Here is a 25099-nt window from a genome sequence, read left to right as displayed (position 1 = left end):
ACGCCACGTCAGCCTCTGCCCGTGGCGCATCACCGCGATCATCGCCACGGCCCTCGTCCTCAGCCAGATGGAGAACCGCTACTGACAAAGGCTCAATGCACACCATCCCGGAGCCGCAGCGGATCGAGATGCCCGATCTGTCGCTCCTGGGCGACTCGATGATGACTACGCATCAGCCGTGGACGGTGACCTTGCGGCGGTTGCTCGACGATCGCACCCGCCGCTTCGGAGGTCTGCTGCGGGCGCACGTCGATCGCCTGGACGACCTGGTGGAAGCCTGCGGCGCCTTCCTGGCCAGCCACCGCGACGTCGCGGTCACGCTGCAGCACGGGGACCTCTGCCCGGAGAACGTGCTGGTGGACGACGACTGCCGGCTCAGTGCGGTCCTGGACTGGGGCTTCCTCACCATGGTGGCCGATCCGGTCCTGGAGATGGCTCTGACGTCGAGCTTCTTCGACATGTACGGACCGCATGGCCTGCGCACAGATCGACGGCTCACCGACCTGTTCGCCGAGGCGTTCGGCGTCGAGCGCGTGGACGTCCTGCGGTTCAAGGCCGTGTACGCCCTCATCGGCGCCAACGCCTACAGCAGCGTCGCCGATGGGCACTTCCAGTGGTGCGCTGCGGTACTGCGACGGCCCGACATCCGCTCCGCCGTCCTGCCGTAGGCCACCGATCTGGCGTCAGCTGGTCGCTCGAACCTCGGCAGGACCACGACGTCGGCCAGGCGTGCGGGACCGCCCGTTGCGCCGGGACGACCGTGACGTCCTCGATTGCCCGCTGTCCTGTTCAGGGGGCGAGGGTCGCGGTCACGGTGACCTCTCCAGAACGCTGGATCCCAGGAGGGGCGGTCGTGGAGTTCGTGGCCTGTGGGGGGTAGCGGGTCCAGGTGATGTCGCGGGTCCACGTGTACGTCCCGGTCTCAGCGGCCGTGACGTCGACCCACCACCCGTCGAAGCCGGCCTCCTGGCCGCCGCCGAGGTCTCTTGCGCACCAGCTGGTGCGCTCGACGAGGCGCAGAGCGCCCTTGCCGTCTTCCGAGGTGACGCGGTCGCCGGTGCAGGGGGTCCGGGGCAGCGCCGCGCTGACGGGGGTACCGGGCGGTTGGTCGGGCTGGGTCAGCAACAGGTGGAGCATCGTGTAGCCGGCGCAGCGCCACACCCGTGGCGCGGCGGGGTCGTCTCCGGAATGGTACGGGTAAGGCACGGAGGCCATGGCTTGGACCGTGGGCAGCGCCTCTGGTGAGGCGGTGCCGTCCGGGGTGAGGGTGGCGCTGACCTGCCAGGGGGCCCACGACGCCGGCGCGGTGGGGGTCTGGCTGTCGCAGGTGGCCGGCGGGGTCCTGGGTTCGGGTGCGCCGCTGCATCCGCTGGACGTCAGCAGCAGAGCCAGGACCGCCAGCAGTGGTGGCGTGACGTCGTGCGCCCGGCTCATGGGAGGTGTGACGTCGCGTTTGCGTGTGCCATTCCCCGTCGTCCTCGAGGAGTCGTCCAACTGGCGCACGATGGTCAGGAGCGGACGCCGCTACGCGCGGTGACACCGGTGCTCGCGACCGCGGCCCGCCCGAGCCGCGTGGTGCGCAGGCCCGACCCGCGGGGACCGGCCCTAGTCGCCCAGGCGGTGGACGAGGGAGTCCAGCCGCGCGGCGATCTCCCCGACGTCGTCGAGGCTCCCGTCGGCGACGTCGCGGGTGAGGGCCAGCCCGGCCCGCACGGGCGTCGCCCCGACCCCTGTGCCGTTGAGGTGGAGCATGGCGAGCGCCGAGAGGATCCCGGTGCGCTCGTTGCCGTCGACGAGGGGGCGGGTTCGCACCAGGGAGTGCAGCAGGGCGGCGGCCTTGCGGGACAGGTCCGGGTAGGCGTCCTTGCCGAGCACCTGCAGCTGCGGCCGCTGCACGGCGAGCGCGAGCAGGCCTGCGTCGCGGACGTCGAACGGCCCGTCGGGGAAGTACTGGGTGAAGCGGACGACGTCGCCCACGGTGAGGTAGCGGACGGGAAGGATCACGTCCGCGGCGCACTGACGAGGCGTTCCCCGTCGGCGCGTTCGTCCAGCTCGCCCGCGAGGGCGTCGAAGAGCTCGCGGTTCTCGGCGTAGATGGCGCGGGCGATGTCCTGGACGTCGGCGCGGTCGGCGTCGTCGGCCTGCTCCAGCAGCCGCTCGAACAGGCGCTGGCGGGAGACCCCCGGGTGCCGCGACTGCAGGCGCTCCAGCATCGCGCGGTGCGCGCCGTCGAGCCGCAGGGTGAAGGCGGAGGTCGTCGACATGACGTCACGGTACACCAGTGGTGCACCGTGACGTCACGGCGCGACGGAGCGGTGTCGGGGTCGACCGTTACGGTCGGGGGCGTGCCGAACGCCCGAGGACCCCAGGTCAACCCCAGCATCCTGTCCGCCGACTTCGCGAACCTGCAGGCCGAGCTGGCCCGCATCGCTACCGCGGACGCGGCCCACGTGGACGTCATGGACGGCCACTTCGTCCCCAACCTCACGCTCGGCCTGCCCGTCGTCGAGGCGCTGCAGCGCGTCAGCCCCGTGCCGCTGGACTGCCACCTCATGATCGAGGACCCGGACCGCTGGGCGCCCGGGTACGCCGAGGCCGGCGCCGCCGGGGTCACCTTCCACGCCGAGGCCGCGCGCGCCCCCGTCAAGCTCGCCCGCGACATCCGCGCCGCCGGCGGCCGCGCCGGGCTCGCGTTGCGACCGGCGACCCCCGTCGAACCCTTCCTGGACCTGCTGCCGGAGTTCGACATGCTGCTCGTCATGACCGTCGAGCCCGGCTTCGGCGGTCAGAGCTTCCTCGACGTGACGCTGCCGAAGATCGCCCGCGCCCGCGCCGCGATCGGCGACCTCGACGTGCGCCTGCAGGTGGACGGCGGGGTCTCGGTGGACACCGTCGAACGCGCGGCGGCCGCAGGGGCGGACGTCTTCGTCGCCGGTTCCGCCGTCTACGGGGCGCAGGACGCGGCCGCCGCCATCACGGAGCTGCGCGACCTCGCGGCCCGGGCCTGCACCCACTGAGCCGTTCAGGGCCCCGTCCCGGGCGTGGGACGGGCCCGTGCGTGGCACACTGACCGCCACGAGCAAGACCGCACGACACGCGTGCTCCGGGGTCGGTGGAAATCCGAACCGGCGGTGACAGTCCGCGAGCCCCCACCTCGGTGGGTGGTTGATCCGGTGGAATTCCGGGGCCGACGGTGAAAGTCCGGATGGGAGGCAGCGCGCGGCGTCGTCGCCGTGCGCGTTCGCGCCCCCGACCAGGGGTGCGTCCTCGTGTGTCGTCGTCGCCCCGTCAACGGTCCCTGCGCGCACCGACCGGTGCCGCCGGGTCGTCACCTCCCCTCACCCTGCCCGGAGTCCGACCGGACGTCCCAGGAGGAGGTGGACCGTGACCGACCGGACCGCCGCCTGCCCCTGCGCGGGCACCCTGCACGCCGACGTCCGGCCGAGCGATCGCGCCGGTCCCCTCTCGCCACCTCAGCGCTGAGGAGCAGACCGCACGCAGACCGCAGGACCACAGGACAGTTCGAGGAGGCAGGGTCGTGTTCACCGGGATCGTGGAGGAGATCGGCGAGGTCGTCGCCGTGGAGTTCGGGGTGGAGTCCGCGCGTCTGACCGTGCGGGGGCCCGTCGTGGTGTCCGACGCCGTGCACGGGGCGTCCATCGCCGTCGATGGGGTCTGCCTGACCGTCGTCGACCAGCCCGAACCGGGCGCCTTCACCGTGGACGTCATGCAGGAGTCGTTGCAGCGCAGCTCGTTGCACGACGTGGCCCCCGGTCGTCGGGTCAACCTCGAACGTGCGATGGCCGCGCACGGACGACTGGGCGGTCACATCGTCCAGGGGCACGTCGACGGCACGGGGACGATCGCCGCCCGGACGCCGGGGGAGGCCTGGGAGGTCGTGCGCGTGGCCGTCCCTGCCGACCTGGCCCGGTACGTCGTGGAGAAGGGGTCGATCACGGTCGACGGCACGTCGCTCACCGTGTCCGCCGTCAGCGAGCCCCGCGCGCAGGAGCACTGGTTCGAGGTCTCGCTCATCCCCGCGACCCTCGAGCTGACCGTCCTGGGCACCAAGCCCGTCGGGTCCACCGTCAACCTCGAGGTGGACGTGCTGGCCAAGTACGTCGAGCGGCTGCGGGCCTTCGAGCCCACCGCCCAGCCGGCCGGAGCGCAGGCGTGACCGTGACGACGGACGTGAGCATCGCGCGGGCCCTGGACGCCCTGCGCGCCGGGCGCCCCGTGCTCGTCACCGACGACGCCGACCGCGAGAACGAGGGCGACGCGGTCCTCGCGGCCGAGCTGGCCACGGCCGAGTGGATCGGCTGGACCGTGCGGCACACCTCGGGGATGCTCTGCGCCCCGATGACCGCCGAGCGGGCCGCCGCCCTCGCCCTGCCGCCGATGGTCGAGCGCAACGAGGACTCCCTGCGCACCGACTACACCGTCAGCTGCGACGCGGCCGTGGGCGTGACGACGGGAATCTCCGCCGCCGACCGTGCCCGCACGGCGCGGGTCCTGGCCGACCCCGCGGCGACGGTCGGGGACCTCGTCCGGCCCGGGCACGTCTTCCCCCTCCGGGCCCGGCCGGGAGGCGTCCTGGAACGGCCCGGTCACACCGAGGCGGCGGTCGACCTCTGCCGCCTCGCGGGCCTCACCCCGGTCGGGATCATCGCCGAGCTCGTGGAGGACGACGGGTCGATGTCACGCTGGGACCAGATCGTCGCTCTCGGTGAACGTTTCGAGCTGCCGGTGCTGACGATCGCGGAGCTGCGGGCACACCTGTCCGGCGGTGCACAGGTAGACGGAGGGACAACGGCATGAGCGGGGACGGAAGCCCGGAGATCAGCGTCGACGGCAGCGGGCTGCGCGTCGCGGTGGTGGCGGCACGCTGGCACCACGAGGTCATGGAGGGGTTGCTCGAGGGAGCCCGCCGGGCGCTCGCGGAGTCCGGCGTGAGCGACGTCGTGGAGGTGCGCGTCCCGGGGGCCTTCGAGCTGCCGGTGGCCGCGGCGCGCCTCGCGCGGCAGGGGTTCGACGCCGTCGTGACGCTCGGCGTCGTCATCCGCGGCGGCACCCCGCACTTCGAGTACGTGTGCGACGCCGCGACCCAGGGGCTCACCCAGGTCGCGGTGACGACGGGCGTGCCGATCGGCTTCGGCGTGCTGACGGTCGACAACGAGGCGCAGGCCCTGCACCGCGCGGGGCTGAGGGGATCGCGGGAGGACAAGGGCGCCGAGGCCGTGCTCGCGGCCCTGGAGACCGTCCTCGCGCTGCGCGAGGTCGCCCCGCTGTCCGCGGTCTGAGGGGGAGCCGGGTGGTCGGGTGCGAGCACCCGACCACCTAGACTCTGGGCCCGTGAAGAGCTTCGACGCCCTGTTCGCCGAACTGAGCGGCAAGGCGCTGACCCGGCCCGAGGGCTCGGGGACGGTGCGGGAACTGGACGGGGGCGTCCACGCCATCGGCAAGAAGGTCGTCGAGGAGGCGGCCGAGGTGTGGATGGCCGCGGAGCACGAGAGCGGGGAGCGCACGGCCGAGGAGATCTCGCAGCTGCTGTACCACCTGCAGGTGCTGATGATCGCCCGCGGCCTGACCCTCGACGACGTGTACGCCCACCTCTAGGAGCTCCCCGATGTTGCGCATCGCCGTCCCCAACAAGGGGTCCCTGTCCGAGGCCGCCTCCGCCATGCTGCGCGAGGCCGGCTACAACCAGCGGCGCGAGGCCAAGGAACTCATCCTCGACGACCCGGACAACTCCGCCCAGTTCGTCTTCCTGCGCCCGCGCGACATCGCGCTGTACGTCGGCTCCGGGACGCTGGACGTCGGCGTCACGGGCCGCGACCTGCTGCTGGACTCCCGCGCCCCGGCCGACGAGGTCCTGCCGCTCGGCTTCGCGCGCAGCACCTTCCGCTTCGCCGGCCGGCCGGGGGTGGCCACCGGGGTCCGCGACCTCGAGGGCCGCCGCATCGCCACCAGCTACTCGGGGCTGCTCGCCAAGCACCTCGCCGACCACGGCGTGACGGCGGACATCGTCCACCTCGACGGGGCCGTCGAGACCGCCGTGGCCCTCGGCATCGCCGACGTGATCGCCGACGTCGTGGAGACGGGCACCACGCTGCGCGCGGCGGGCCTGGACATCTTCGGCGAGCCGATCATGCGCTCGGAGGCGACCCTCGTGCGCCGCGCGGGGGCTCCGGCCGACCCGGCCGTCGACGTCCTCGTCCGGCGGCTGCAGGGCGTCCTCGTGGCCCGCCAGTACGTGATGGTCGACTACGACTGCCCCAAGTCGATCGTCGAGCAGGCCTGCGCGATCACGCCCGGGCTGGAGTCCCCGACGGTCTCGCCGTTGGCCACCCCCGACTGGGTCGCGGTGCGGGCCATGGTGAAGAGCTCGGAGACCCACCGCGTCATGGACGAGCTCTACGAGCTCGGGGCGCGGGCGATCCTCGTCACGAGCATCCACGCGTGCCGCCTGTGAGCCCTGGACCGCTGTCGGACGGACCGTTCCGGCCGCGGCGCGCCCGTGTCGTCGGCCTGGCCTTCGCCGTCGGCATCCTCGTGGTGATGGTGGCGATGTCGATCGGGCTGTCCCTGTCGCCGGAATCGGGCTGGACGGGGACGGACACCGTCTCGGCCCTGGTCTTCGGCGCGCTGCTGTCCGCCGGGCTCGTCCGTCTCGTCACGGTCAACGCCCGCGTCACCGAGCGCGCCCTCGTCGTGCGCAACGTCGTCTTCACCCGCGAGGTGGAGTGGGGGGAGGTCGTCGCCGTCCGCTTCGGCGGTGCTGACCCGTGGCTGACCCTCGACCTCGACGACGGCGAGAACCTCGCCGTCATGGGCGTCCAGCGCGCCGACGGGGAGTTCGCCAAGAGCGAGGCGCTCCGGCTGGCCCGGCTCGTCGAGGACCGCGCGCCCCGCGCCTAGGACGCGTCGGTCGTGAGCCGCAGGTCGGGGACCAGCGGCCGCCGTGCGAACAGTTCCGCCTCCTGCGCCGCCCACCGCTCCCAGTGCGGCAGGTACGTCTCCCCGTCGCGGGCCAGCGCGCGCTCGCGCCGGGTCCCCGCGGCGGCCGTGAGCTCGACGAGCAGGTCGACGGGGCCCGCGCAGCCCGCGCCGACACCCTCCACGAGCAGCAGACCCGACGTGGGCAGCGCCACCGTGTGCGCGTAGCCGCCCTGCGCCCAGTCCCACACCGGCTGCTCCACCGCGTGGCCCCGGCGCAGCCGGCCCAGCAGCCCGCCCAGCAGGTCGACCGCCGCGGCGAGGCCGTCCCAGCCGGGGTAGAGGTCGTCCATGTGCATGACGGCAGCGCCCGTGCGCCGTGCCAGGACCGCGGCCACGTCGGTCTTGCCCGCGCCCGACCGGCCGTCCACCGCGACGACGAGCGGACCGGCGGGCGGAGCGGGGACGAGGGCGAGGCGGGTCAGGACCTGGTCCGCGACCGCCTGCAGCGCACGGGGAACGGTGGGGGTGGCGGTCACGCGGTCAGAACCAGGTGGCGCACCACGGCTGCTCCGGCGTGCCCATGAGCGTCGCCAGCGCGTACGCCGCCGCGGGGGTGGCGTCGATCCGGCCCGCCCGCTGCAGGGCGACCGCCGACGTCCCGCCGAGCAGCAGCGACCCCAGCTCGGCGACCGGCAGGACCACGTCCGGCGTGGCGTCGGTCGTCGTCACCTCCGGGCACACCCAGCCGTCGGCCCCGCAGCGCTGGGCGGCCACGTGCAGCCGCACGGTCGCCCCGGCCAGGCCCAGGGGGTCCTCCACGCGCAGGACGAGCGTGCCGCAGCCCAGGTAGCGGCGGGCGGCCAGCGCCCCGGGCACGTCGAGCACGCGCAGCCACACGAAGTCGTCGGCCGGACCGGTCTGCACGGCGCGGGGGTCCACGAGCAGGTGCGGCAGCAGTTCGTCGACGGGCCGGTCCGTGGCGCGGGTGACCCGGACGAGGTCGATCGAGGCGAGGAACTCCCACAGCGCGCGGTAGGCCGACGGGGTCGTCGCGGTGAGGTCGCGCAGGTGCACCGTCCCGTTCGCGACCCGGCCCACGGAGTCGTCGGTGACGTCGTACGCGGCGTAGCCGTCGGGTGTCCCGTCGGCGTCCCGGTGCAGCACCACGTGCCCGCGGGGCCCGAGCCAGCGACCCTCCCCGCGCCGCCCGGCGGCCTCCCACCAGGCGTCGTCGCGCAGCAGACCGCCCGGCCGCTGCCGGCGGGCGGCGTCGTGGACGGCGGCGAGCTCCGCGGTCACGCCGGCCGGGACGAACTCCAGCGACCCGGTGGCCGCGGGGGCGTCGGGGCGGAAGGCGACGCGGGCGTGATCGACGACGAGGCTCGTCGCGCGCGTGGCGGCGCCGAACCCGAAGCGGCCGTAGATGGGGGCCTCCGCGGCGATGAGCACGGCGAGGGCGTGCCCCGCCCCGCGGGCCCGCTCGAGGTCGGCCGTCAGCATCCGGGACAGCAACCCGCGGCGCCGGTGCGTCGGCAGCACGGTCGCGGTCGAGACGGCGTCGACGCTCACGGGGCCGGCACCCGGCACCGTGAGTTCGGAGTCGAAGGAGCGCAGGGTCGCCACGACGCGGTCCTCGCCCGCCACCGTGGCGTGCACCGCGGTCAGCCGGTGGTCGCGGACCTCGCGCTGCCGCTCGTCGAGGGACTCCTCGCTCGGCGCGGCCTCCAGGAACGCCGTCCGGGACGGCGCCAACCAGGCCCGCAGGGCCTCGCGGTCCGCTGGGTCCACCGGTGCCACGCGGAGGTCGTCGGCCGTGTCTGCCACGGCTGCGACGGTACCGTTCCCCCGTGAGCGTCGCCGTCCGTGTCATCCCGTGCCTCGACGTCGACGCGGGCCGCGTCGTCAAGGGTGTCAACTTCGCCGACCTGCGCGACGCGGGCGACCCGGTCGAGCTGGCCCGGCGCTACGACGAGCAGGGTGCCGACGAGCTGACGTTCCTCGACGTGACGGCCTCCTCGGGGTCGCGCGAGACGACCTACGACGTCGTGCGCCGCACGGCCGAGCAGGTCTTCATCCCGCTCACCGTCGGGGGTGGCGTCCGCTCAGTCGCCGACGTGGAGAAGCTGCTGCGCGCCGGTGCCGACAAGGTCGGGGTCAACACGGCGGCCATCGCCCGCCCCGAGCTCATCACCGAGATCGCCGAACGCTTCGGCGCGCAGGTCCTCGTGCTGTCCGTCGACGCGCGCCGCACCCTGCCGGGCGAGCCGACGACGGCGTCCGGTTTCGAGGTCACCACGCACGGCGGCCGCCGCGGCACCGGCCTGGACGCGGTCGGGTGGGCCGCCCGCGCCGCCGAGCTCGGCGCGGGGGAGATCCTGCTGAACTCCATGGACGCCGACGGCACCAAGGAGGGCTTCGACCTCGAGATGCTCGGGCAGGTCCGGTCCCGCGTCACCGTCCCGCTCATCGCCAGCGGCGGAGCCGGTGCGGTGGAGCACTTCCCGCCTGCCGTCGCAGCCGGGGCCGACGCCGTCCTGGCCGCCAGCGTCTTCCACTTCGGCCAGCTGAGCGTCGGGGACGTCAAGGACGCGCTGCGCGCGGCAGGCGCCCCCGTCCGCTGACGACCTGACCGCTCGACTACTCCTCGCCGACGGCGCCGGGGAAGGTCTCCTGGAACCGCGCCACGGCCGCCGGGGTGCCCTCGACGTGCACGAGGGCCCGCGTGCGGCGGCCGAACGCGTGCAGCAGCAGCTCGGCCACCGGCCCGGTGAGGGCCACCGACTCCGCTCCCGGCCGCACCACCGTGCGGGGCCCCTGCGGGGTCACCAGGACCACGCCCACGGGGGAGCGCCGGTACGCCACCCGGCCCAGGACGCGCGTGGTGCGCCACAGCGCGTCCTGCTGGGCCTGGGGCAGGTCCCGCTGGTCCCAGCCCGGCTGCGCGCGCAGGACGTCCTCGTGGTGGACGAAGTACTCGGCGCTGTTCACCAGGCCGTCGAGCGCGGCGACCTTCAGCGGACCGTGCGGGCCGTTGCGCACCCGGTCCACGAGCGCGTCGAAGGGCTGCGCCGCCAGTTCGGCGACGACCTTGTCCCGGTGCGGGCGCAGCGGGGGCAGCGCCTCGCCGAGGGCGACGTCGGGGCGGTTGTCGCGCACCGCCAGGTGCACGAGCAGGTCCCGCACGTCCCAGCCCGCGCAGAGCGTCGGTGCGTCCGGCCCGACGCGCAACGCCGTGTCGCACAACCCGTCCCGTTCTCGGCGGGCGTCGTGGGTGTGCCTGGGGGGGAGGGCCATGGCGCCGATCGTGCCACCCGCGGCGTCCGGACCGCTGCGCGGCCGGTGAGACGATGGCCCGCGTGTCGTCGCCCGAGCTCGATCCCCGCACCGCCGCACGCCTGAAGCGGGACGCCGCCGGGCTCGTCTGCGCCGTCGTCCAGCAGCACGACACCCGGGAGGTGCTCATGGTCGCCTGGATGAACGACGAGGCCCTGGCCCAGACCCTCGCGACCGGTCGCGCCACCTACTGGTCGCGCAGCCGCGGGCAGCTGTGGCGGAAGGGGGACACCTCCGGCCACGTCCAGCACGTGCGCAAGGTCTCCCTCGACTGCGACGGGGACGCCCTGCTGCTCGAGGTGGAGCAGGTCGGCGCCGCCTGCCACACCGGTGACCGCACGTGCTTCGACGCCACCACCCTCCCGCTCGCCGTCCCGACCGCGTGAGCGCGCCCGCCCCCCAGCCCGACGCCCGGCCCGACGCCCGGCCCGCCCGCCGGTCCCTGCGCGGACCGCTGCTGCTCGCGGCCGCCGTCGGGTCCGTCGTGGCCCTCGGCGCCGGCGCTCCGACGTGGGTCAGCGGCCGCGCCGCCACGGCCACGGGGACGACCGCCGTCCTCGCCTCCGGCCGGGACGCCGCCCCCGTCGCGACGGCCCTCGCCCTCGTCAGCCTGGCGGCCGTCGTCGCCTCCACCCTGGGTCGCCGTGCCGCGCGGTTCGTGGCGGCGCTCGTCCTCGTCGCCGGCGGGGCCGGGGTCCTGGCCGCCAGCACGGGCCCGCTCGGCGACCCGGCGGCGGCCCTCGCCGCCCCGGCGCGATCGGCGAGCGGGACGACGCAGGCCAGGGTCGACCCCGGACCCGCCGTCGCGCCGTGGCCGCTCGTCTCGGCCGTCGCCGGGGGAGTCGTCGCCCTCGCCGGCGCCGGGCTCGTCGTCACCGCCCGTCGTCGCGACACCCCGCGCACCGCCGGCCGCTACGCCCGGGACGCCCGCTCCGCTCCCGGCGCGGGAGCCCCCGCGGACCAGGACCCCGCCGCGGCCTGGGACGCCCTGTCCCACGGCGACGACCCCACCCGCTGACCCACCCGTTCCGGCGTGGGACGGTGCGAGTCGGTACGGTGTGCGTAGTACCCGAGCGCGCTCGTCGCGCGCCGACGACCCGCCCCGAGGAGTCCCCGTGAGCACCGAGAACACCCACCAGTCCCACGGGCACCAGAGCACCAGCGCCGCCGCCCCGGCCACGGAGATCGTCGACGAGCACGGGCACGGTCACAGCGTCGCCGCGTGGGCCGGTGTCGCGGTCTGCCTCGTCGGGTTCCTCATCCTCTCCCTGGCGGTCGTCTTCCCCAGCCTGACCTGGGGGATCATCGGCGGCGTCGTCATCCTGGCCTCGCTCGTCGTGGCCGGTGGCCTCGCCAAGGCCGGGTACGGGGTCAAGGGCCAGGACGGCAAGCCCGTCGGCCTGGGTCGCGCCAAGCGCTGACCCCCCCCGCTCGCACCGGGCTGTCGGTGCGCGGCGATACCCTCGTGGCGTGACAGTCCTCGACGACATCCTGGCCGGCGTCCGCGAGGACCTGGCGGCGCGCAAGGCGCTCACCTCGCTGGACGAGCTGAAGGAGCGCGCGCACCGCCAGGTGCCCGCCAAGGACGCCCACGCCCTGCTCAAACCCCGCGACGCCGAGCAGCGCGGGGTCAAGGTCATCGCGGAGGTCAAGCGCAAGAGCCCCTCCAAGGGCGCGTTGGCGACCATCCCGGACCCGGCCGAGCTCGCGACGCAGTACGAGGCCGGCGGGGCCAGCGTCATCAGCGTCCTCACCGAGCAGCGCCGCTTCGGTGGCAGCCTGGACGACCTGCGGGCCGTCCGCTGCGCCGTCGACGTCCCGGTGCTGCGCAAGGACTTCGTCGTCGAGTCGTACCAGCTGTGGGAAGCCCGCGCCTGGGGGGCCGACGTCGTGCTCCTCATCGTCGCCGCTCTCGAGCAGGAGGCCCTCGTGTCACTCATCGAACGCACCCACTCCCTGGGCATGACCGCCCTCGTGGAGGTCCACACCGCCGAGGAGGTCGCGCGCGCCCTCGACGCCGACGCCCGCGTCGTCGGGGTGAACAACCGCAACCTCAAGACCCTCGAGGTCGACAACGGCACGTTCGCCGACCTCGCCCCGCTCATCCCCGACCACAAGGTCAAGGTGGCCGAGTCGGGCGTCTCCGGACCGCGCGACGTCGTCGAGTTCGCCCGTGCGGGCGCCGACGCCGTCCTGGTGGGGGAGACGCTCGTCAAGGGCGACGACCCGCGCCGTGCGGTGGCCGACCTCGTGGCCGCGGGTGCGCACCCGGCCGTGCAGGCGGTGCGCCCGTGACCACCTCCGAGACGCCCCTCACCACCTCCGGCCGCTCCTTCAGCGGCGAGCGCGGGCCGTACTTCGGCGCCTTCGGCGGACGGTTCGTCCCCGAGGCCCTCGTGGCCGCGCTCGACGAGATCGACGCCGCGCACACCGCCGCGATGAGCGACCCCGGCTTCCTCGCCGAGCTCGCGGAGCTGCACCGCACGTACTCCGGACGGCCGAGCATCCTCACCGAGGTCCCGCGCTTCGCCGCCCACGCCGGTGGCGCGCGGGTCATCCTCAAGCGCGAGGACCTCAACCACACCGGATCGCACAAGATCAACAACGTGCTGGGCCAGGCGCTGCTCACCAAGCGCATGGGCAAGCACCGGATCATCGCCGAGACGGGTGCCGGCCAGCACGGCGTCGCGACGGCCACCGCCGCGGCCCTCATGGGGCTGGAGTGCGTCGTCTACATGGGCGAGGAGGACACCCGGCGGCAGGCCCTCAACGTCGCCCGGATGCGTCTGCTCGGCGCGACCGTCGTCCCCGTCACGGCCGGCAGCCGCACGCTCAAGGACGCCGTCAACGAGGCGTTCCGCGACTGGGTCTCCTCGGTGGACAGCACGCACTACGCGTTTGGCACGGTCGCGGGGCCGCACCCGTTCCCCGTCCTCGTGCGCGACTTCCAGCGCATCGTCGGGATCGAGGCGCGTCAGCAGGTCCTCGACCTGACCGGCCGGCTGCCCGACGCGGTCGCGGCCTGCGTCGGCGGCGGCTCCAACGCCATCGGCATCTTCCACGCCTTCCTCGACGACCCCGACGTCGCGCTGCACGGCTACGAGGCCGGTGGCGACGGGGTGGAGACGGGCCGGCACGCGGCCCCCATCTCCGCCGGTGCGGCGGGTGTCTTCCAGGGCGCGCGGCAGTTCGTCATGCAGGACGAGGACGGCCAGACGGTCGAGTCGCACTCCATCTCGGCGGGCCTGGACTACCCGGGCGTCGGTCCCGAGCACTCGTGGCTGGCCGCCAGCGGCCGGGCGCAGTACCACCCGGTGACGGACACGCAGGCCATGGACGCGTTCCGGCTGCTGTGCCGCACCGAGGGGATCATCCCGGCCATCGAGAGCGCGCACGCCCTCGCGGGTGCCCTCGACCTCGGCAAGGAGCTCGGTCCGGACGCGACGATCCTCGTCAGCCTGTCCGGGCGCGGGGACAAGGACGTGGACACGGCGGCCCGGTGGTTCGGGCTCGTCAGCGACGCCGACCTCGTCGCCTCGGAGGTCGAACGGGTCGCGGACGCGCCCGAGGACACGGAAGGTTCCGGCTGGTGAGCACCGAACTGCAGAGCCCCGCACCCACCGGGACGCGGACCGCGGCGGCCGCCGTCGACGCGGCGACGGCCGAGGGCCGCGCCGCCCTCGTGGCGTACCTGCCCGTGGGCTACCCCGACGTCGACGGGTCCATCGCGGCGGCCAAGGCGGCCGTCGCCGGCGGAGCCGACGTCGTCGAGCTGGGGTTCCCCTACTCCGACCCGACGATGGACGGCGCGACGATCCAGCGGGCCGCCGAGGTCTGCCTGGCCAACCGCACCCGGCCCGCGGACGTCCTGCGCGCCGTCGAGGAGGTCGCCTCGACCGGGGCCGCCGTCCTCGTGATGACGTACTGGCCGCCCGTCGACCGCTACGGCGTCGACCGGTGGGCCACCGACCTGGCCAACGCCGGGGGCGCCGGGCTCATCACCCCCGACCTCATCCCCGACGAGGCCGCGGGCTGGCTGCAGGCGAGCGAGGACCACGACCTCGAGCGCGTCTTCCTCGTCGCGCCCAGCTCCACCGACGTCCGCCTGGAGAAGACCGTGCGCGCGAGCCGCGGGTTCGTCTACGCGGCGTCGTTGATGGGGGTCACAGGGACGCGTGCGACGGTGGGCGTGGGTGCCGCCGAACTCGTCCGGCGCACCCGGGCCGCCGGTGCCGAGCGGGTCTGCGTGGGGCTGGGCGTGTCCACCCCGGCGCAGGCCACCGAGGTCGCCGGGTACGCCGACGGCGTCATCGTCGGGTCCGCGTTCGTCCAGCGCCTGCTGGACGCGGACTCGGCCGCCGCCGGGGCCAAGGCCGTCGGGGAGCTGGCCGAACAGCTGGCCGCCGGCGTCCGAGCCCGGTCCTGACGAGCACCCCCGCGGAGGAGAACGAGCGTTGAGCACCAAGAAGCCCGGCGGCCACCCGGCGCGAGCCGGTCAGGCGGAGGACGCGCGCGAGGCGCGGCGGGCCAAGGCCGCCGCACTGCGCCAGCGCGAGCTCGCCCGTGAACGCAGCCGGCGCGTGCTGCTCATCAGCATCGCCGTCGTCGTGGTGCTCGCCATCGTGGCGGTCGTGGTGGTCGTCATCGACCGCTCGCGCAAGGACGACGTCCCGCTGGCGGCCCAGGTCGTCCCGCCGAGCGCGGGGGCCAAGGGCGCCGGGTACGTGCTGCCCGGCACCCCCGCCGCGGGGGTGCCGACGCTGGACGTCTGGATCGACTACCAGTGCCCGTACTGCAAGGAGTTCGAGACGGCTGCGGGCGACTCCGTCGTCGCGCTGGCCGCGGACGGCAAGGCCAAGGTCGTCGTCCACACGCTGACCTTCCTCGACGGCAACCTCGGCAACGACAGCTCCCAGCGCGCCGCCGAGGCTGCCGCGGCCGCCGACGCGCAGGGCCGGTTCGCACAGTTCAGCAAGGTCGTCTTCGCCAACCAGCCCGCCCAGGAGGGCGCCGGCTACACCGACGCCCAGCTGCGCGACTTCGCCCAGCAGGCCGGGGTGGCGGACCTGGCGAAGTGGCAGAGCGCCTACGAGGGCCACGCCTACCGCGACTACGTCGACTCCATCGAGGACTCGATGAAGGAGAACGGCGTCTCGGGCACCCCGACGGTGACGGTCACCCCCGAGGGCGGCCAGAAGCAGGAGATCCCGACGCAGGACCTGCTCGGCTCGGACCCGGTCACCGCCGTGGCGCAGGCCGTCGCCGCAGCGACCAAGACGTCGTGACCGCCGCCGCCGTGGGGGCCTTCGCCACCGCCATCCCCAGCCCGACGGTCGCCGTCTGGCACCTGGGACCCGTCCCGGTCCGGGCGTACGCGCTGTGCATCGTCCTCGGCATCGTCCTCGGCGTCCTCATCGCCGAGCGCCGCTGGCGGGCCAAGGGCGGGCGCGAGGACTTCGTCCTCGACGTCGCCGTCTGGGCCGTGCCGCTGGGCGTCGTCGGCGCCCGGCTCTACCACGTGGTGACCTCCCCGCAGGCCTACTTCGGCGAGGGCGGGGACCCGGTCCGCGCGCTCTACGTGTGGGAGGGCGGCCTCGGCATCTGGGGTGCCATCGCCGGTGGGGCGCTCGGCGCCTGGATCGCCTGCCGCCGTGCGGGGTACCGCTTCCTCCCGCTGGCCGACGCCATGGCGCCGGGCCTGCTCGTCGCGCAGGCGGCCGGCCGGTGGGGGAACTGGTTCAACAACGAGCTGTACGGCCGGGCCACCGACGTGCCCTGGGCCCTGACGGTCCACCGCTGGGACGAGTCGACGGGCCGGGCGGTCCTCGACGCGCAGGGCAACCCCGAGGTGCTCGGCACGTTCCACCCGACGTTCCTCTACGAGTCGCTGTGGTGCCTGCTCGTCGCGGCCGTCATCGTCCTGGCCGACCGGCGCTGGTCGCTGCGGCACGGGCAGTCGTTCTTCGCCTACGTCGCCCTCTACTGCGTGGGGCGTTCGGTCTTCGAGGCCCTGCGCATCGACGACGCGAACCACATCCTGGGCCTGCGGGTGAACCAGTGGGTCGCGGGGATCATCTTCCTCATCGCACTCGCAGCTTTCCTCCGGTCACGCAGGGTCAATGCTGGTCGGGACGACGTGCTGGAGCGGGTAGATTCCCTGCAGTCGCCGACGGCCACCAGCCCGGACGGTGACGCTGCGAGCCAGCCCGGCGGACCGACCGTCACCGCCCGTGCTGATCGCCCCTCACCGGACCGCGACACGCGGCCGGACGTGCGGGAGTCGTGACCGAACCTCGACCCCGGTGTGATGGTCCAGTGCACGTGAGCACGGCACCACGCGCGTTACAGTGAGGTGAACGTGGGCCAGCGCCGCCTCCCGTTCGTGGTGCGCGCCCCCCAGGCGCGAGCCTCATCTCGAAGAGACTGACCCGGCTCACCGAGATCCGCCCGCCCGGGCGCCCCTCGAGGAGACCCGTCGAGAGACCCCCTGTCCACCGAGGTCCTGGACCTCTCTCTTCAGGACGGTGCACTGCATGTCGCCTCACACGTCCCTCCACGCTGCGTCGCGCCCCGGCCAGCAGGTCCGCCCGCTGCCCTTCACGAGCTTCCCGGACAACGCCGGACTGTACGACCGCGCGAACGAGAAGGACGCCTGCGGCGTCGCCTTCGTCGCCACCATGCGCGGTGAGGCCGGCCACGACATCGTCGAGCACGCCCTCACGGCCCTGCGCAACCTCGACCACCGCGGAGCCGTCGGCGCCGAGGCCAACACCGGCGACGGTGCGGGCATCCTCACCCAGGTCCCCGACGAGTTCCTGCGCTCCGTGATGGCCGAGCAGGGTGTCGAGCTGCCCGCCAAGGGCGCCTACGCCGTCGGGAACGCCTTCCTGCCGGTCGACGAGGCCGAGCGCGCCGAGGCCGTCGCCCGCATCGAGGAGATCGCCGAGGCCGAGGGCCTCGACGTCCTCGGCTGGCGCGACGTGCCCGTGACGGCCGACCTCGTGGGGGCCCAGGCCCGTGCGTGCATGCCGTTCTTCGCGCAGCTCTTCGTCGCGACCCGCACCGACGGGCTGCGCCCGCTGGAGAGGGGCGTCGACCTCGACCGCCGCGTCTACGTCCTGCGCAAGCTCGCCGAGCGCGACCTCGGCGTGTACTTCCCGTCGCTGTCGGCCCGGACCATGGTCTACAAGGGCATGCTCACGACCGGTCAGCTCGAGCCGTTCTTCCCCGACCTGTCCGACCGGCGCTTCACGTCCGAGCTGGGTCTGGTCCACTCGCGCTTCTCGACGAACACGTTCCCGAGCTGGCCGCTGGCGCACCCCTTCCGGACGATCGCCCACAACGGCGAGATCAACACGGTCAAGGGCAACCGCAACTGGACCGCGGCGCGCGAGTCGACGATGAGCACCCCGCTCATCCCCGGCGACGTGCAGCGCCTCGGGCCCATCTGCGCCACCGAGGGCTCCGACTCGGCCTCCTTCGACGAGGTCCTCGAGCTGCTGCACCTCGCGGGCCGGTCGCTGCCGCACGCGGTGCTGATGATGATCCCGGAGGCCTGGGAGAACAACGCCGAGATGGACCCGGCCCGCCGGGCCTTCTACGAGTTCCACTCGATGTTCTCCGAGCCGTGGGACGGCCCGGCCAACCTCACCTTCACCGACGGCACCGTCATCGGCGGTGTCCTGGACCGCAACGGGCTGCGCCCCTCGCGGTACTGGGTCACCGACGACGGCCTCGTCGTGCTGGCCTCCGAGGCCGGCGTGCTCGAGCTGGACCCGGCCTCGGTCGTGGCCCGCGGCCGCGTCGCCCCCGGCAAGATGTTCCTCGTCGACACGGCCAAGGGCCGCATCGTCGACGACGAGGAGATCAAGGCCGAGCTGGCCGCCGCGCAGCCCTACGGCGAGTGGCTGAAGAACGTCGTCCACCTCAACGAGCTGCCCCCGCGCGAGCACATCGTGCACAGCCACGCCTCGGTGACCCGTCGCCAGCAGACCTTCGGATACACCGAGGAGGAGCTGCGGCTCATCCTCGCGCCGATGGCCCGCGCCGGCGCCGAGCCGATCGGCTCCATGGGCTCGGACACCCCGCTCGCCGTGCTGTCCACGCGTCCGCGGATGCTCTTCGACTACTTCACCCAGCTCTTCGCGCAGGTGACGAACCCGCCGCTGGACGCCATCCGCGAGGAGCTCGTCACCTCGCTCATCACGACGACGGGCCCGCAGCAGAACGCGCTGTCGGAGTCGGCGGCGCACTGCCACCAGCTCGTGCTGCCGTTCCCGGTCATCGACAACGACGAGCTCGCCAAGATCGTCCACATCGACCGCGACCGGCGGAACCCGGGCCGCACGACCCTCGTGGTCAAGGGCCTGTACCGCGTCGCGGGCGGGGGAGCCGAGCTGGCCCGCCGCATCGAGGAGATCCGCGCGGAGGTCTCGCGCGCCATCGCCGACGGCGCCGTCTTCGTCGTGCTCTCCGACCGCGACTCCAACGCCGAGTACGCGCCGATCCCGTCGCTGCTGCTCACCGCGGCCGTGCACCACCACCTCGTGCGCCAGAAGCTGCGCACGCAGGTCGGTCTGGTCGTCGAGGCCGGTGACGTCCGCGAGGTGCACCACGTCGCGCTGCTCATCGGCTACGGCGCGGCCGTCATCAACCCGTACCTGGCCATGGAGACGGTCGAGGACCTCGTCCGCCACCAGGTCATCACGACGGTCGACGCGCAGACCGCGGTGAGGAACCTCATCAAGGCGCTCGGCAAGGGCGTCCTGAAGGTCATGTCCAAGATGGGCATCTCCACGGTCGCCTCGTACCGCGGTGCGCAGGTCTTCGAGGCCATCGGCCTGTCCCAGACCCTCGTCGACGAGTACTTCACGGCCACCACGTCCCGCCTCGGCGGCGTCGGCCTCGACGTGCTCGCCGAGGAGGTCGCGCAGCGCCACCGCCTGGCCTACCCCGTCGAGGGGCAGGAACGCGCGCACCGCCGCCTGGAGACGGGCGGGGAGTACCAGTGGCGCCGCGAGGGCGAACCGCACCTGTTCGACCCCGAGACGGTCTTCCAGCTGCAGCACTCCACCCGGCAGCGCAACGAGGCCCTGTTCCGCAAGTACACCTCCCGCGTCGACGAGCAGTCCGAGCGCCTCATGACGCTGCGCGGTCTGCTGCAGCTGAAGAAGGGCACCCGCGAACCGGTTCCGCTCGACGAGGTCGAACCCGTCAGCGAGATCGTCAAGCGCTTCTCCACGGGCGCGATGAGCTACGGCTCCATCTCCCAGGAGGCGCACGAGGTCCTCGCGGTCGCGATGAACCGCCTCGGCGGCCGGTCGAACTCGGGGGAGGGCGGCGAGGACGTCGAGCGCCTCTACGACCCCGAGCGCACCTCGAAGGTCAAGCAGATCGCCTCGGGCCGCTTCGGCGTCACGAGCAACTACCTCAGCTCGGCCACCGACCTGCAGATCAAGGTCGCCCAGGGCGCCAAGCCCGGTGAGGGCGGGCAGCTGCCGGGCCACAAGGTGTACCCGAACATCGCCAAGACGCGGCACTCCACGCCCGGTGTCGGCCTCATCTCGCCGCCGCCGCACCACGACATCTACTCGATCGAGGACATCGCCCAGCTCATCCACGACCTGAAGAACGCGAACCCGGCCGCCCGGGTCCACGTGAAGCTGGTCTCGGAGGTCGGGGTCGGCACGGTCGCGACGGGTGTGTCGAAGGCCAAGGCCGACGTCGTCCTCATCTCCGGGGCCGACGGCGGGACCGGTGCCGCCCCGCTGACGAGCCTCAAGCACGCCGGCGGTCCCTGGGAGCTCGGCCTGGCCGAGACCCAGCAGACCCTCGTCGTCAACGGGTTGCGCGACCGCATCACCGTGCAGGTCGACGGGCAGTTCAAGACGGGCCGCGACGTCGTCATCGCCGCGCTGCTCGGCGCGGAGGAGTTCGGCTTCGCCACCGCTCCGCTCGTCGTCTCGGGCTGCATCATGATGCGCGTCTGCCAGCTGGACACCTGCCCGGTCGGCGTCGCGACGCAGAACCCCGAGCTGCGCGCACGCTTCACCGGCAAGGCCGAGTACGTCGTGAACTTCTTCGAGTTCGTGGCCCAGGAGGTGCGCGAACTGCTCGCCTCGCTCGGCTTCCGCTCGATCGAGGAGGCCGTCGGCCAGGTCCAGGTCCTCGACACCCGCCGGGCCGTCGCGCACTGGAAGGCGTCCGGGCTCGACCTGTCGCCGGTGCTGCACGCCCCCAAGGGCCCCGAGGGTTCGACGCTGTACCGCTCCCAGACGCAGGACCACGGTCTGGAGAAGGCGCTGGACCACGTCCTCATCGAGCGCGCGGCCGACGCCCTCGTCAGCGGCACCCCGGTGCGCATCGAGCTGCCCGTCCGCAACGTCAACCGCACCGTCGGGACGCTGCTCGGGCACGAGCTGACGAAGAAGTGGGGCGAGGAGGGCCTGCCCGACGGCACGGTCGACGTCACCCTCACGGGGTCGGCCGGGCAGTCCTTCGGCGCCTTCCTGCCTCGCGGCATCACGCTGCGGCTGCTCGGCGACGCCAACGACTACGTCGGCAAGGGCCTGTCCGGGGGCACGGTCGTCGTGCGGCCCGACCCCTCGACGGCCTCGCGCGACCGCGACATCGTGGCGGGCAACGTCATCGCCTACGGCGCCACCAGCGGCAAGCTCTTCCTGCGTGGTGAGGTGGGCGAAAGGTTCTGCGTCCGCAACTCCGGCGCCACCGCCGTGGTCGAGGGGGTGGGCGACCACGCCCTGGAGTACATGACCGGTGGCGAGGTCGTCGTCCTCGGCCGCGTCGGCCGCAACGTCGCCGCGGGCATGTCGGGCGGTTTCGCCCACGTGCTCGACCTCAAGGAGTCCCGCGTCAACCGCGACATGGTCGACGTCGTCCCGCTGGACGACGAGGCCGCCGCGCGGGTCCACCGCCTGCTGGTCGAGCACCGCGACAACACCGACTCCACCGTCGCCGCGAAGCTCCTCTCCGACTGGGGGGCTGCGCGGCAGCGCTTCTCGACGATCGTCCCGCGGGACTACGCCCGTGTGCTCGAGGTCCGCGCCCAGGCCGTCTCCGACGGTCTGGAACCGGACTCCGACGCCGTGCTCACCCGCATCATGGAGGCTTCGCATGGTTGACCCCCGGGGGTTCCTGAAGGTCCGCGAGCGGGAACTGCCGCCCCGCCGTCCCGTCCCGCTGCGCCTGATGGACTGGCGCGAGGTGTACGAGAAGCAGGACCAGCAGCAGTTGCAGCGCCAGGCCGGTCGCTGCATGGACTGCGGCATCCCGTTCTGCCACAGCGCGTGTCCGCTGGGGAACCTCATCCCCGAGTGGAACGACCTGGTCAGCCGCGGTGACATGCGCGAGGCCATCGAGCGACTGCACGCCACCAACAACTTCCCGGAGTTCACCGGGAAGCTGTGCCCGGCTCCGTGCGAGTCGGCGTGCGTCCTCGGCATCAACCAGCCGCCGGTCACCATCAAGCAGGTCGAGGTGATGATCGCCGAGAACGCCGCCGAGGCGGGCTGGATCACCCCGCAGGTGCCCGAGCGCCTCACGGGCAAGACGGTCGCGGTCGTGGGTTCCGGCCCGGCCGGTCTCGCCGCCGCCCAGCAGCTCACGCGGTCCGGGCACACCGTCGTCGTCTACGAGCGGGACGACGCGATCGGCGGGCTCATGCGCTACGGCATCCCCGAGTTCAAGATGGAGCGCGCCGTCCTCGACCGCCGCCTCGCGCAGATGGAGGCCGAGGGCACCCGGTTCCGCGCCGGCGTGGACATCGGCGCGGACATCACGGGCGAGCAGCTGCGCGAGCGCTTCGACGCGGTCGTCGTCGCCACGGGCGCCACCCAGTGGCGCGAGGTGGAGCTGCCCGGTCGCGACCTGGTCGGCATCCACCAGGCCATGGAGTACCTGCCCCCCACGAACCGGGTGGCCGTGGGCCAGGAGCCCCCGGCGGAGTACATCGATGCTCAAGGGCTCGACGTCGTCGTCATCGGCGGCGGCGACACCGGGTCGGACTGCTACGGCACGGCGCTGCGCCAGGGCGCGAAGTCCGTCACGCAGCTCGACATCTACCCGATGGCGCCCGAGGACCGGCCCGAGCACGAACCGTGGCCGACCATGCCGAAGGTCTTCTCGGTGTCCTCCTCCCACGAGGAGGGCGGGCAGCGGAAGTTCTCGGCCTCCACGCGGGCCTTCGTCGGCGAGGACGGCCGCGTCAGCGGCCTGCGCCTCGTCGAGGTGACGAAGGTCGACGGCGTCTGGACGCCCGTCGAGGGGACCGAGCACGACATCCCGGCCCAGCTCGTGCTGCTGGCGATCGGCTTCGCGGGCCCCGAGCACGGCGGCCTCGTCGGGCAGCTGGGCCTGGAGGCGGACGCGCGGACGCGCTTCACCCGCACGCCGGGCTACGCGACGGGGACGCCGGGCGTCTTCGTCGCCGGCGACGCCGGGCGCGGGCAGTCGCTCATCGTCTGGGCCATCGCCGAAGGCCGGGCGTGCGCCGCGGCCGTCGACGAGTTCCTCATGGGCGACACGGCACTGCCGTCGCCCATCCGTGCCGACGCGGTGCCGTTGACCGCCTGAGCGGACCGACGCAGGAGGGGGTGGGCACCGGCCGGTGCCCACCCCCTCCTGCGTCCGGTGCTGGGGCGCCTACCAGCGGGCGACCTCGTCGCGGTCGTAGGTCCACACGGCCTCGTCCGACAGCACCGTGACCTCGGCGCCGTGCCCGGTGAGCCCGCGGGCCGACGCGGCGGCGGTGACACGCCCCAGGGCGTGCTGGGCGGCCCCCTCCGCGTCCAGGCCGTCTCCGTCGACGCTGATGACGACGTCGCGGCGCGGGTCGTGCTCCGGGGCGTCCGCGAGGGCCCGCTCGAGGCGGGGGTGCGCCGCGTGCAGGTCCGCGAGCAGCCCGGCGAGGGCGTCCTGCGGCCAGTCGCCCACGTCGTGCAACCGCACGTAGACGGCGTACTCGTGGTCGAGGGACTCCTGGGTCATGTCGTCGACCTCGTGCTCGAAGTCGAGGTCCTGCGCCGGCGGCCGGCTGTCGTCGTGCTGCGGTTCGTGCGTGCTCACGCCGTCATGGTGGTGGGGGCGGCAGGGCCGCGCACGTCGGGCCACCCCCTCCGGTGGGCGGCTCGCGGGTGACGATCCGGTGACCGTCGGAGGTTCGGCGTGCCCCGCGCACCGGGAGCGGGCCCGGGCGCAATAGGGTCGGGGCATGCGCAGAGCGAAGATCGTCTGCACCCTCGGGCCCGCTGTGGCCGGTCCCGAAGGGTTGCGGTCACTGGTGGACGCCGGGATGGACGTCGCCCGGTTGAACTTGAGCCACGGCTCGCACGACGACCACCGGGCGAACTTCGAGGGGGTGCGCGCCGCCGCCGAGGCCACCGGGCGGTCCGTCGCCATCCTCGCGGACCTGCAGGGTCCGAAGATCCGCCTGGGGAAGTTCGCCGACGGCCCGCACGCCCTCGCCGTCGGTGACGTCTTCACGATCACCACCGAGGACGTCGTCGGCACCAAGGACGTGTGCTCCACGACCTACAAGGGCCTGACGGGTGACGTCGGGGTGGGGGACCGGATCCTCATCGACGACGGCAAGGTCGGCCTCGAGGTCACCGCCCTCGACGGCCCCCGCGTCGTCACGAAGGTCACGGTCCCTGGGCCCGTCAGCAACAACAAGGGCATCAACCTGCCCGGCGTGGCCGTCAGCGTGCCCGCGCTGTCGGAGAAGGACGTCGAGGACCTCCGCTTCGCCCTCCGCCTCGGGGTCGACATGATCGCCCTGTCCTTCGTCCGCTCGGCGGCCGACGCGGACGACGTGCACGCGATCATGGACGAGGAGGGCATCACCGTCCCCGTCATCGCCAAGGTCGAGAAGCCGCAGGCCGTGGAGAACCTCCGCGAGGTCGTCGCGGCCTTCGACGGGATCATGGTCGCCCGTGGCGACCTCGGTGTGGAGCTGCCGCTCGAGGAGGTGCCGCTCGTCCAGAAGCGCGCCATCGAGCTGGCCCGCCGCCAGGCCAAGCCGGTCATCGTCGCGACCCAGATGCTCGAGTCGATGATCACCGCGCCGCGCCCGACGCGCGCCGAGGCCTCCGACTGCGCCAACGCCGTCCTCGACGGCGCCGACGCGCTCATGCTCTCGGGTGAGACGAGCGTCGGTGCCTTCGCGTTCGAGGCGGTGCGGACGATGGCCCGCATCATCGAGAACACCGAGACCCACGGCGCGGACCGCATCGCGGCCCTGGGCACCGTCCCGCACACCAAGGGCGGCGCCATCACGCTGGCGGCCTCGGAGATCGGCAAGCAGCTCGACGCGAAGCTGCTCGTCACCTTCACCCAGTCCGGCGACTCCGCGCGCCGCCTCTCGCGCCTGCGCGCGGAGATCCCCCTCGTGGCCTTCACGGCCGAGGAGACGACGCGCCGCCGCCTGGCACTGTCGTGGGGCGTGAACTCGCAGTACGCCGCGTTCATCTCCACGACCGACGAGATGGTCAAGGAGGTCGACCGCCGCCTGCAGGAGATGGGCGCGTGCGCCGTCGGCGACCTCGTCGTCATCGTCGCCGGCGCCCCGCCCGGGATCGTCGGGTCGACGAACGCCGTGCGCGTGCACCGCATCGGCGACGCGACCGCCGGGGTCTCCAGCGCCTACGCCTGACCCCTGGACACGCGAAGAGCCCCGGAGCTGGTGCTCCGGGGCTCTTCGTCGTCGTGCTCGGTGCCCTGGGTGGGATTCGAACCCACACTGGATCGAGTTTGAGTCGATTGCCTCTGCCGGTTGGGCTACCAGGGCGCGTGCGGATCACCCTACAAGGAC

26 protein-coding genes, 1 tRNA gene, 1 pseudogene and 1 riboswitch are annotated in these 25099 nt (G+C 73.5%); of the genes and pseudogenes, 20 read left to right on the top strand and 8 right to left on the bottom strand.

What is annotated here, in order from left to right:
- The first annotated feature begins 95 nt into the window (after positions 1 to 95).
- The gene (locus AB0637_RS17065) at positions 96 to 668 is read left to right on the top strand and encodes a phosphotransferase (RefSeq protein ID WP_366173704.1); all 573 of its coding nucleotides are present in this window, start codon (positions 96 to 98) and stop codon (positions 666 to 668) included.
- A gap of 121 nt (positions 669 to 789) precedes the next feature.
- Here the strand turns inward: AB0637_RS17065 and AB0637_RS17060 are convergent, their stop codons facing one another.
- The 3 genes from AB0637_RS17060 to AB0637_RS17050 form a co-directional block, all read right to left on the bottom strand.
- Positions 790 to 1215 (bottom strand): hypothetical protein, encoded by a 426-nt coding sequence (locus tag AB0637_RS17060; RefSeq protein ID WP_366173703.1) that lies wholly within the window; start codon positions 1213 to 1215, stop codon positions 790 to 792.
- Positions 1216 to 1605: 390 nt separating this feature from the next.
- Positions 1606 to 2004: a Fic family protein gene (locus tag AB0637_RS17055; RefSeq protein ID WP_366173702.1), complete on the bottom strand. Its 399-nt coding sequence runs from the start codon at positions 2002 to 2004 to the stop codon at positions 1606 to 1608.
- Positions 2001 to 2264 carry a hypothetical protein gene (locus tag AB0637_RS17050; RefSeq protein WP_366173701.1) on the bottom strand — a complete coding sequence of 88 codons (264 nt, stop codon included), beginning with the start codon at positions 2262 to 2264 and terminating at the stop codon, positions 2001 to 2003. Before AB0637_RS17050 ends, AB0637_RS17055 begins: the two co-directional genes overlap by 4 nt.
- Before the next feature lie 81 nt (positions 2265 to 2345).
- On the opposite strand from AB0637_RS17050, the gene rpe reads away from it, so the two are divergent.
- The 7 genes and pseudogenes from rpe to AB0637_RS17015 all read left to right on the top strand — a co-directional run bounded on the left by rpe (position 2346) and on the right by AB0637_RS17015 (position 6918).
- Positions 2346 to 3017, top strand: coding sequence for a ribulose-phosphate 3-epimerase (gene rpe / locus AB0637_RS17045; protein ID WP_366173699.1), 672 nt, complete (start codon positions 2346 to 2348; stop codon positions 3015 to 3017).
- Between the two features lie 77 nt (positions 3018 to 3094).
- Positions 3095 to 3223, top strand: a riboswitch (FMN riboswitch).
- A 315-nt stretch (positions 3224 to 3538) separates the two neighbouring features.
- Positions 3539 to 4177, top strand: coding sequence for a riboflavin synthase (locus tag AB0637_RS17040; protein WP_366173698.1), 639 nt, complete (start codon positions 3539 to 3541; stop codon positions 4175 to 4177).
- Positions 4178 to 4197: 20 nt separating this feature from the next.
- Positions 4198 to 4767 (top strand): annotated as a pseudogene (ribB, locus tag AB0637_RS17035) (3,4-dihydroxy-2-butanone-4-phosphate synthase); the annotation flags it as partial.
- A gap of 47 nt (positions 4768 to 4814) precedes the next feature.
- Complete coding sequence (gene ribH / locus AB0637_RS17030; RefSeq protein ID WP_366173697.1) at positions 4815 to 5300, top strand: 6,7-dimethyl-8-ribityllumazine synthase; 486 nt, start codon at positions 4815 to 4817, stop codon at positions 5298 to 5300.
- Between the two features lie 52 nt (positions 5301 to 5352).
- On the top strand, positions 5353 to 5616 hold the full coding sequence (locus AB0637_RS17025) for a phosphoribosyl-ATP diphosphatase (RefSeq protein WP_366173696.1): 264 nt from the start codon (positions 5353 to 5355) through the stop codon (positions 5614 to 5616).
- A 10-nt stretch (positions 5617 to 5626) separates the two neighbouring features.
- Positions 5627 to 6472, top strand: coding sequence for an ATP phosphoribosyltransferase (hisG, locus tag AB0637_RS17020; protein WP_366173695.1), 846 nt, complete (start codon positions 5627 to 5629; stop codon positions 6470 to 6472).
- Positions 6469 to 6918, top strand: coding sequence for a PH domain-containing protein (locus AB0637_RS17015; RefSeq protein WP_366173694.1), 450 nt, complete (start codon positions 6469 to 6471; stop codon positions 6916 to 6918). The genes hisG and AB0637_RS17015 overlap by 4 nt, the downstream gene beginning before the upstream one ends.
- Here AB0637_RS17015 and AB0637_RS17010 read toward each other — a convergent pair.
- Positions 6915 to 7475 (bottom strand): dephospho-CoA kinase, encoded by a 561-nt coding sequence (locus AB0637_RS17010; protein WP_366173692.1) that lies wholly within the window; start codon positions 7473 to 7475, stop codon positions 6915 to 6917. The two genes, AB0637_RS17015 and AB0637_RS17010, sit on opposite strands and share 4 nt — an antisense overlap.
- Before the next feature lie 4 nt (positions 7476 to 7479).
- The gene (locus AB0637_RS17005) at positions 7480 to 8763 is read right to left on the bottom strand and encodes a GNAT family N-acetyltransferase (protein WP_366173691.1); all 1284 of its coding nucleotides are present in this window, start codon (positions 8761 to 8763) and stop codon (positions 7480 to 7482) included.
- 23 nt (positions 8764 to 8786) lie between these two features.
- Between AB0637_RS17005 and hisF the strand changes: the two genes are divergently transcribed.
- Positions 8787 to 9560: an imidazole glycerol phosphate synthase subunit HisF gene (gene hisF / locus AB0637_RS17000; protein WP_366173690.1), complete on the top strand. Its 774-nt coding sequence runs from the start codon at positions 8787 to 8789 to the stop codon at positions 9558 to 9560.
- A gap of 16 nt (positions 9561 to 9576) precedes the next feature.
- On the opposite strand, the gene AB0637_RS16995 is transcribed toward hisF, so the two are convergent.
- On the bottom strand, positions 9577 to 10233 hold the full coding sequence (locus AB0637_RS16995; protein ID WP_366173689.1) for a TIGR03085 family metal-binding protein: 657 nt from the start codon (positions 10231 to 10233) through the stop codon (positions 9577 to 9579).
- 53 nt (positions 10234 to 10286) lie between these two features.
- On the opposite strand from AB0637_RS16995, the gene hisI reads away from it, so the two are divergent.
- From hisI to AB0637_RS16945, 10 genes are all read left to right on the top strand, one after another.
- Entirely contained in the window at positions 10287 to 10658 is a 372-nt protein-coding gene (gene hisI, locus AB0637_RS16990) for a phosphoribosyl-AMP cyclohydrolase (protein WP_366173688.1), read from the top strand.
- Entirely contained in the window at positions 10655 to 11290 is a 636-nt protein-coding gene (locus tag AB0637_RS16985) for a Trp biosynthesis-associated membrane protein (RefSeq protein ID WP_366173687.1), read from the top strand. Before hisI ends, AB0637_RS16985 begins: the two co-directional genes overlap by 4 nt.
- A gap of 97 nt (positions 11291 to 11387) precedes the next feature.
- The gene (locus AB0637_RS16980; RefSeq protein ID WP_366173686.1) at positions 11388 to 11693 is read left to right on the top strand and encodes an HGxxPAAW family protein; all 306 of its coding nucleotides are present in this window, start codon (positions 11388 to 11390) and stop codon (positions 11691 to 11693) included.
- Positions 11694 to 11742: 49 nt separating this feature from the next.
- Positions 11743 to 12567 (top strand): indole-3-glycerol phosphate synthase TrpC, encoded by an 825-nt coding sequence (gene trpC / locus AB0637_RS16975; protein WP_366173685.1) that lies wholly within the window; start codon positions 11743 to 11745, stop codon positions 12565 to 12567.
- Positions 12564 to 13865, top strand: a complete 1302-nt coding sequence (gene trpB, locus AB0637_RS16970) for a tryptophan synthase subunit beta (protein WP_366173683.1) — start codon at positions 12564 to 12566, stop codon at positions 13863 to 13865. The genes trpC and trpB overlap by 4 nt, the downstream gene beginning before the upstream one ends.
- Before the next feature lie 8 nt (positions 13866 to 13873).
- Positions 13874 to 14698, top strand: a complete 825-nt coding sequence (trpA, locus tag AB0637_RS16965) for a tryptophan synthase subunit alpha (protein WP_366173711.1) — start codon at positions 13874 to 13876, stop codon at positions 14696 to 14698.
- Between the two features lie 28 nt (positions 14699 to 14726).
- Positions 14727 to 15557: a thioredoxin domain-containing protein gene (locus AB0637_RS16960; protein WP_366173682.1), complete on the top strand. Its 831-nt coding sequence runs from the start codon at positions 14727 to 14729 to the stop codon at positions 15555 to 15557.
- Positions 15554 to 16558, top strand: coding sequence for a prolipoprotein diacylglyceryl transferase (gene lgt, locus AB0637_RS16955; RefSeq protein ID WP_366173681.1), 1005 nt, complete (start codon positions 15554 to 15556; stop codon positions 16556 to 16558). Before AB0637_RS16960 ends, lgt begins: the two co-directional genes overlap by 4 nt.
- A 247-nt stretch (positions 16559 to 16805) precedes the next feature.
- On the top strand, positions 16806 to 21413 hold the full coding sequence (gltB, locus tag AB0637_RS16950) for a glutamate synthase large subunit (protein ID WP_366173680.1): 4608 nt from the start codon (positions 16806 to 16808) through the stop codon (positions 21411 to 21413).
- On the top strand, positions 21406 to 22863 hold the full coding sequence (locus AB0637_RS16945; protein ID WP_366173679.1) for a glutamate synthase subunit beta: 1458 nt from the start codon (positions 21406 to 21408) through the stop codon (positions 22861 to 22863). Before gltB ends, AB0637_RS16945 begins: the two co-directional genes overlap by 8 nt.
- 69 nt (positions 22864 to 22932) lie before the next feature.
- On the opposite strand, the gene AB0637_RS16940 is transcribed toward AB0637_RS16945, so the two are convergent.
- Positions 22933 to 23355, bottom strand: coding sequence for a hypothetical protein (locus AB0637_RS16940; RefSeq protein WP_366173678.1), 423 nt, complete (start codon positions 23353 to 23355; stop codon positions 22933 to 22935).
- A 145-nt stretch (positions 23356 to 23500) separates the two neighbouring features.
- Here AB0637_RS16940 and pyk point away from each other — a divergent pair, with 145 nt between their 5' ends.
- Positions 23501 to 24940 (top strand): pyruvate kinase, encoded by a 1440-nt coding sequence (pyk, locus tag AB0637_RS16935; protein ID WP_366173676.1) that lies wholly within the window; start codon positions 23501 to 23503, stop codon positions 24938 to 24940.
- 61 nt (positions 24941 to 25001) lie between these two features.
- Here pyk and AB0637_RS16930 read toward each other — a convergent pair.
- Positions 25002 to 25075: transfer RNA gene (locus AB0637_RS16930), tRNA-Leu, on the bottom strand.
- Between the last annotated feature and the right edge of the window lie 24 nt (positions 25076 to 25099).

It is taken from the genome of Kineococcus sp. NPDC059986 (assembly GCF_040702905.1).
In the GTDB taxonomy this organism is placed as follows: domain Bacteria; phylum Actinomycetota; class Actinomycetes; order Actinomycetales; family Kineococcaceae; genus Kineococcus.
Note: the sequence above shows the minus strand (reverse complement) of the source record. Positions and strands in the feature narration are given on the sequence as shown.

Bases quoted from the DNA above. Each gene is read 5' to 3' on its own strand.
- AB0637_RS17065 (WP_366173704.1), top strand. From the start codon at position 96: ATGCACACCATCCCGGAGCCGCAGCGGATCGAGATGCCCGATCTGTCG.
- AB0637_RS17060 (WP_366173703.1), bottom strand. From the start codon at position 1,215: ATGGCCTCCGTGCCTTACCCGTACCATTCCGGAGACGACCCCGCCGCG.
- AB0637_RS17050 (WP_366173701.1), bottom strand. From the start codon at position 2,264: ATGTCGACGACCTCCGCCTTCACCCTGCGGCTCGACGGCGCGCACCGC.
- ribH (WP_366173697.1), top strand. From the start codon at position 4,815: ATGAGCGGGGACGGAAGCCCGGAGATCAGCGTCGACGGCAGCGGGCTG.
- hisG (WP_366173695.1), top strand. From the start codon at position 5,627: ATGTTGCGCATCGCCGTCCCCAACAAGGGGTCCCTGTCCGAGGCCGCC.
- AB0637_RS16995 (WP_366173689.1), bottom strand. From the start codon at position 10,233: ATGGCCCTCCCCCCCAGGCACACCCACGACGCCCGCCGAGAACGGGAC.
- hisI (WP_366173688.1), top strand. From the start codon at position 10,287: ATGGCCCGCGTGTCGTCGCCCGAGCTCGATCCCCGCACCGCCGCACGC.
- gltB (WP_366173680.1), top strand. From the start codon at position 16,806: ATGTCGCCTCACACGTCCCTCCACGCTGCGTCGCGCCCCGGCCAGCAG.
- AB0637_RS16945 (WP_366173679.1), top strand. From the start codon at position 21,406: ATGGTTGACCCCCGGGGGTTCCTGAAGGTCCGCGAGCGGGAACTGCCG.
- pyk (WP_366173676.1), top strand. From the start codon at position 23,501: ATGCGCAGAGCGAAGATCGTCTGCACCCTCGGGCCCGCTGTGGCCGGT.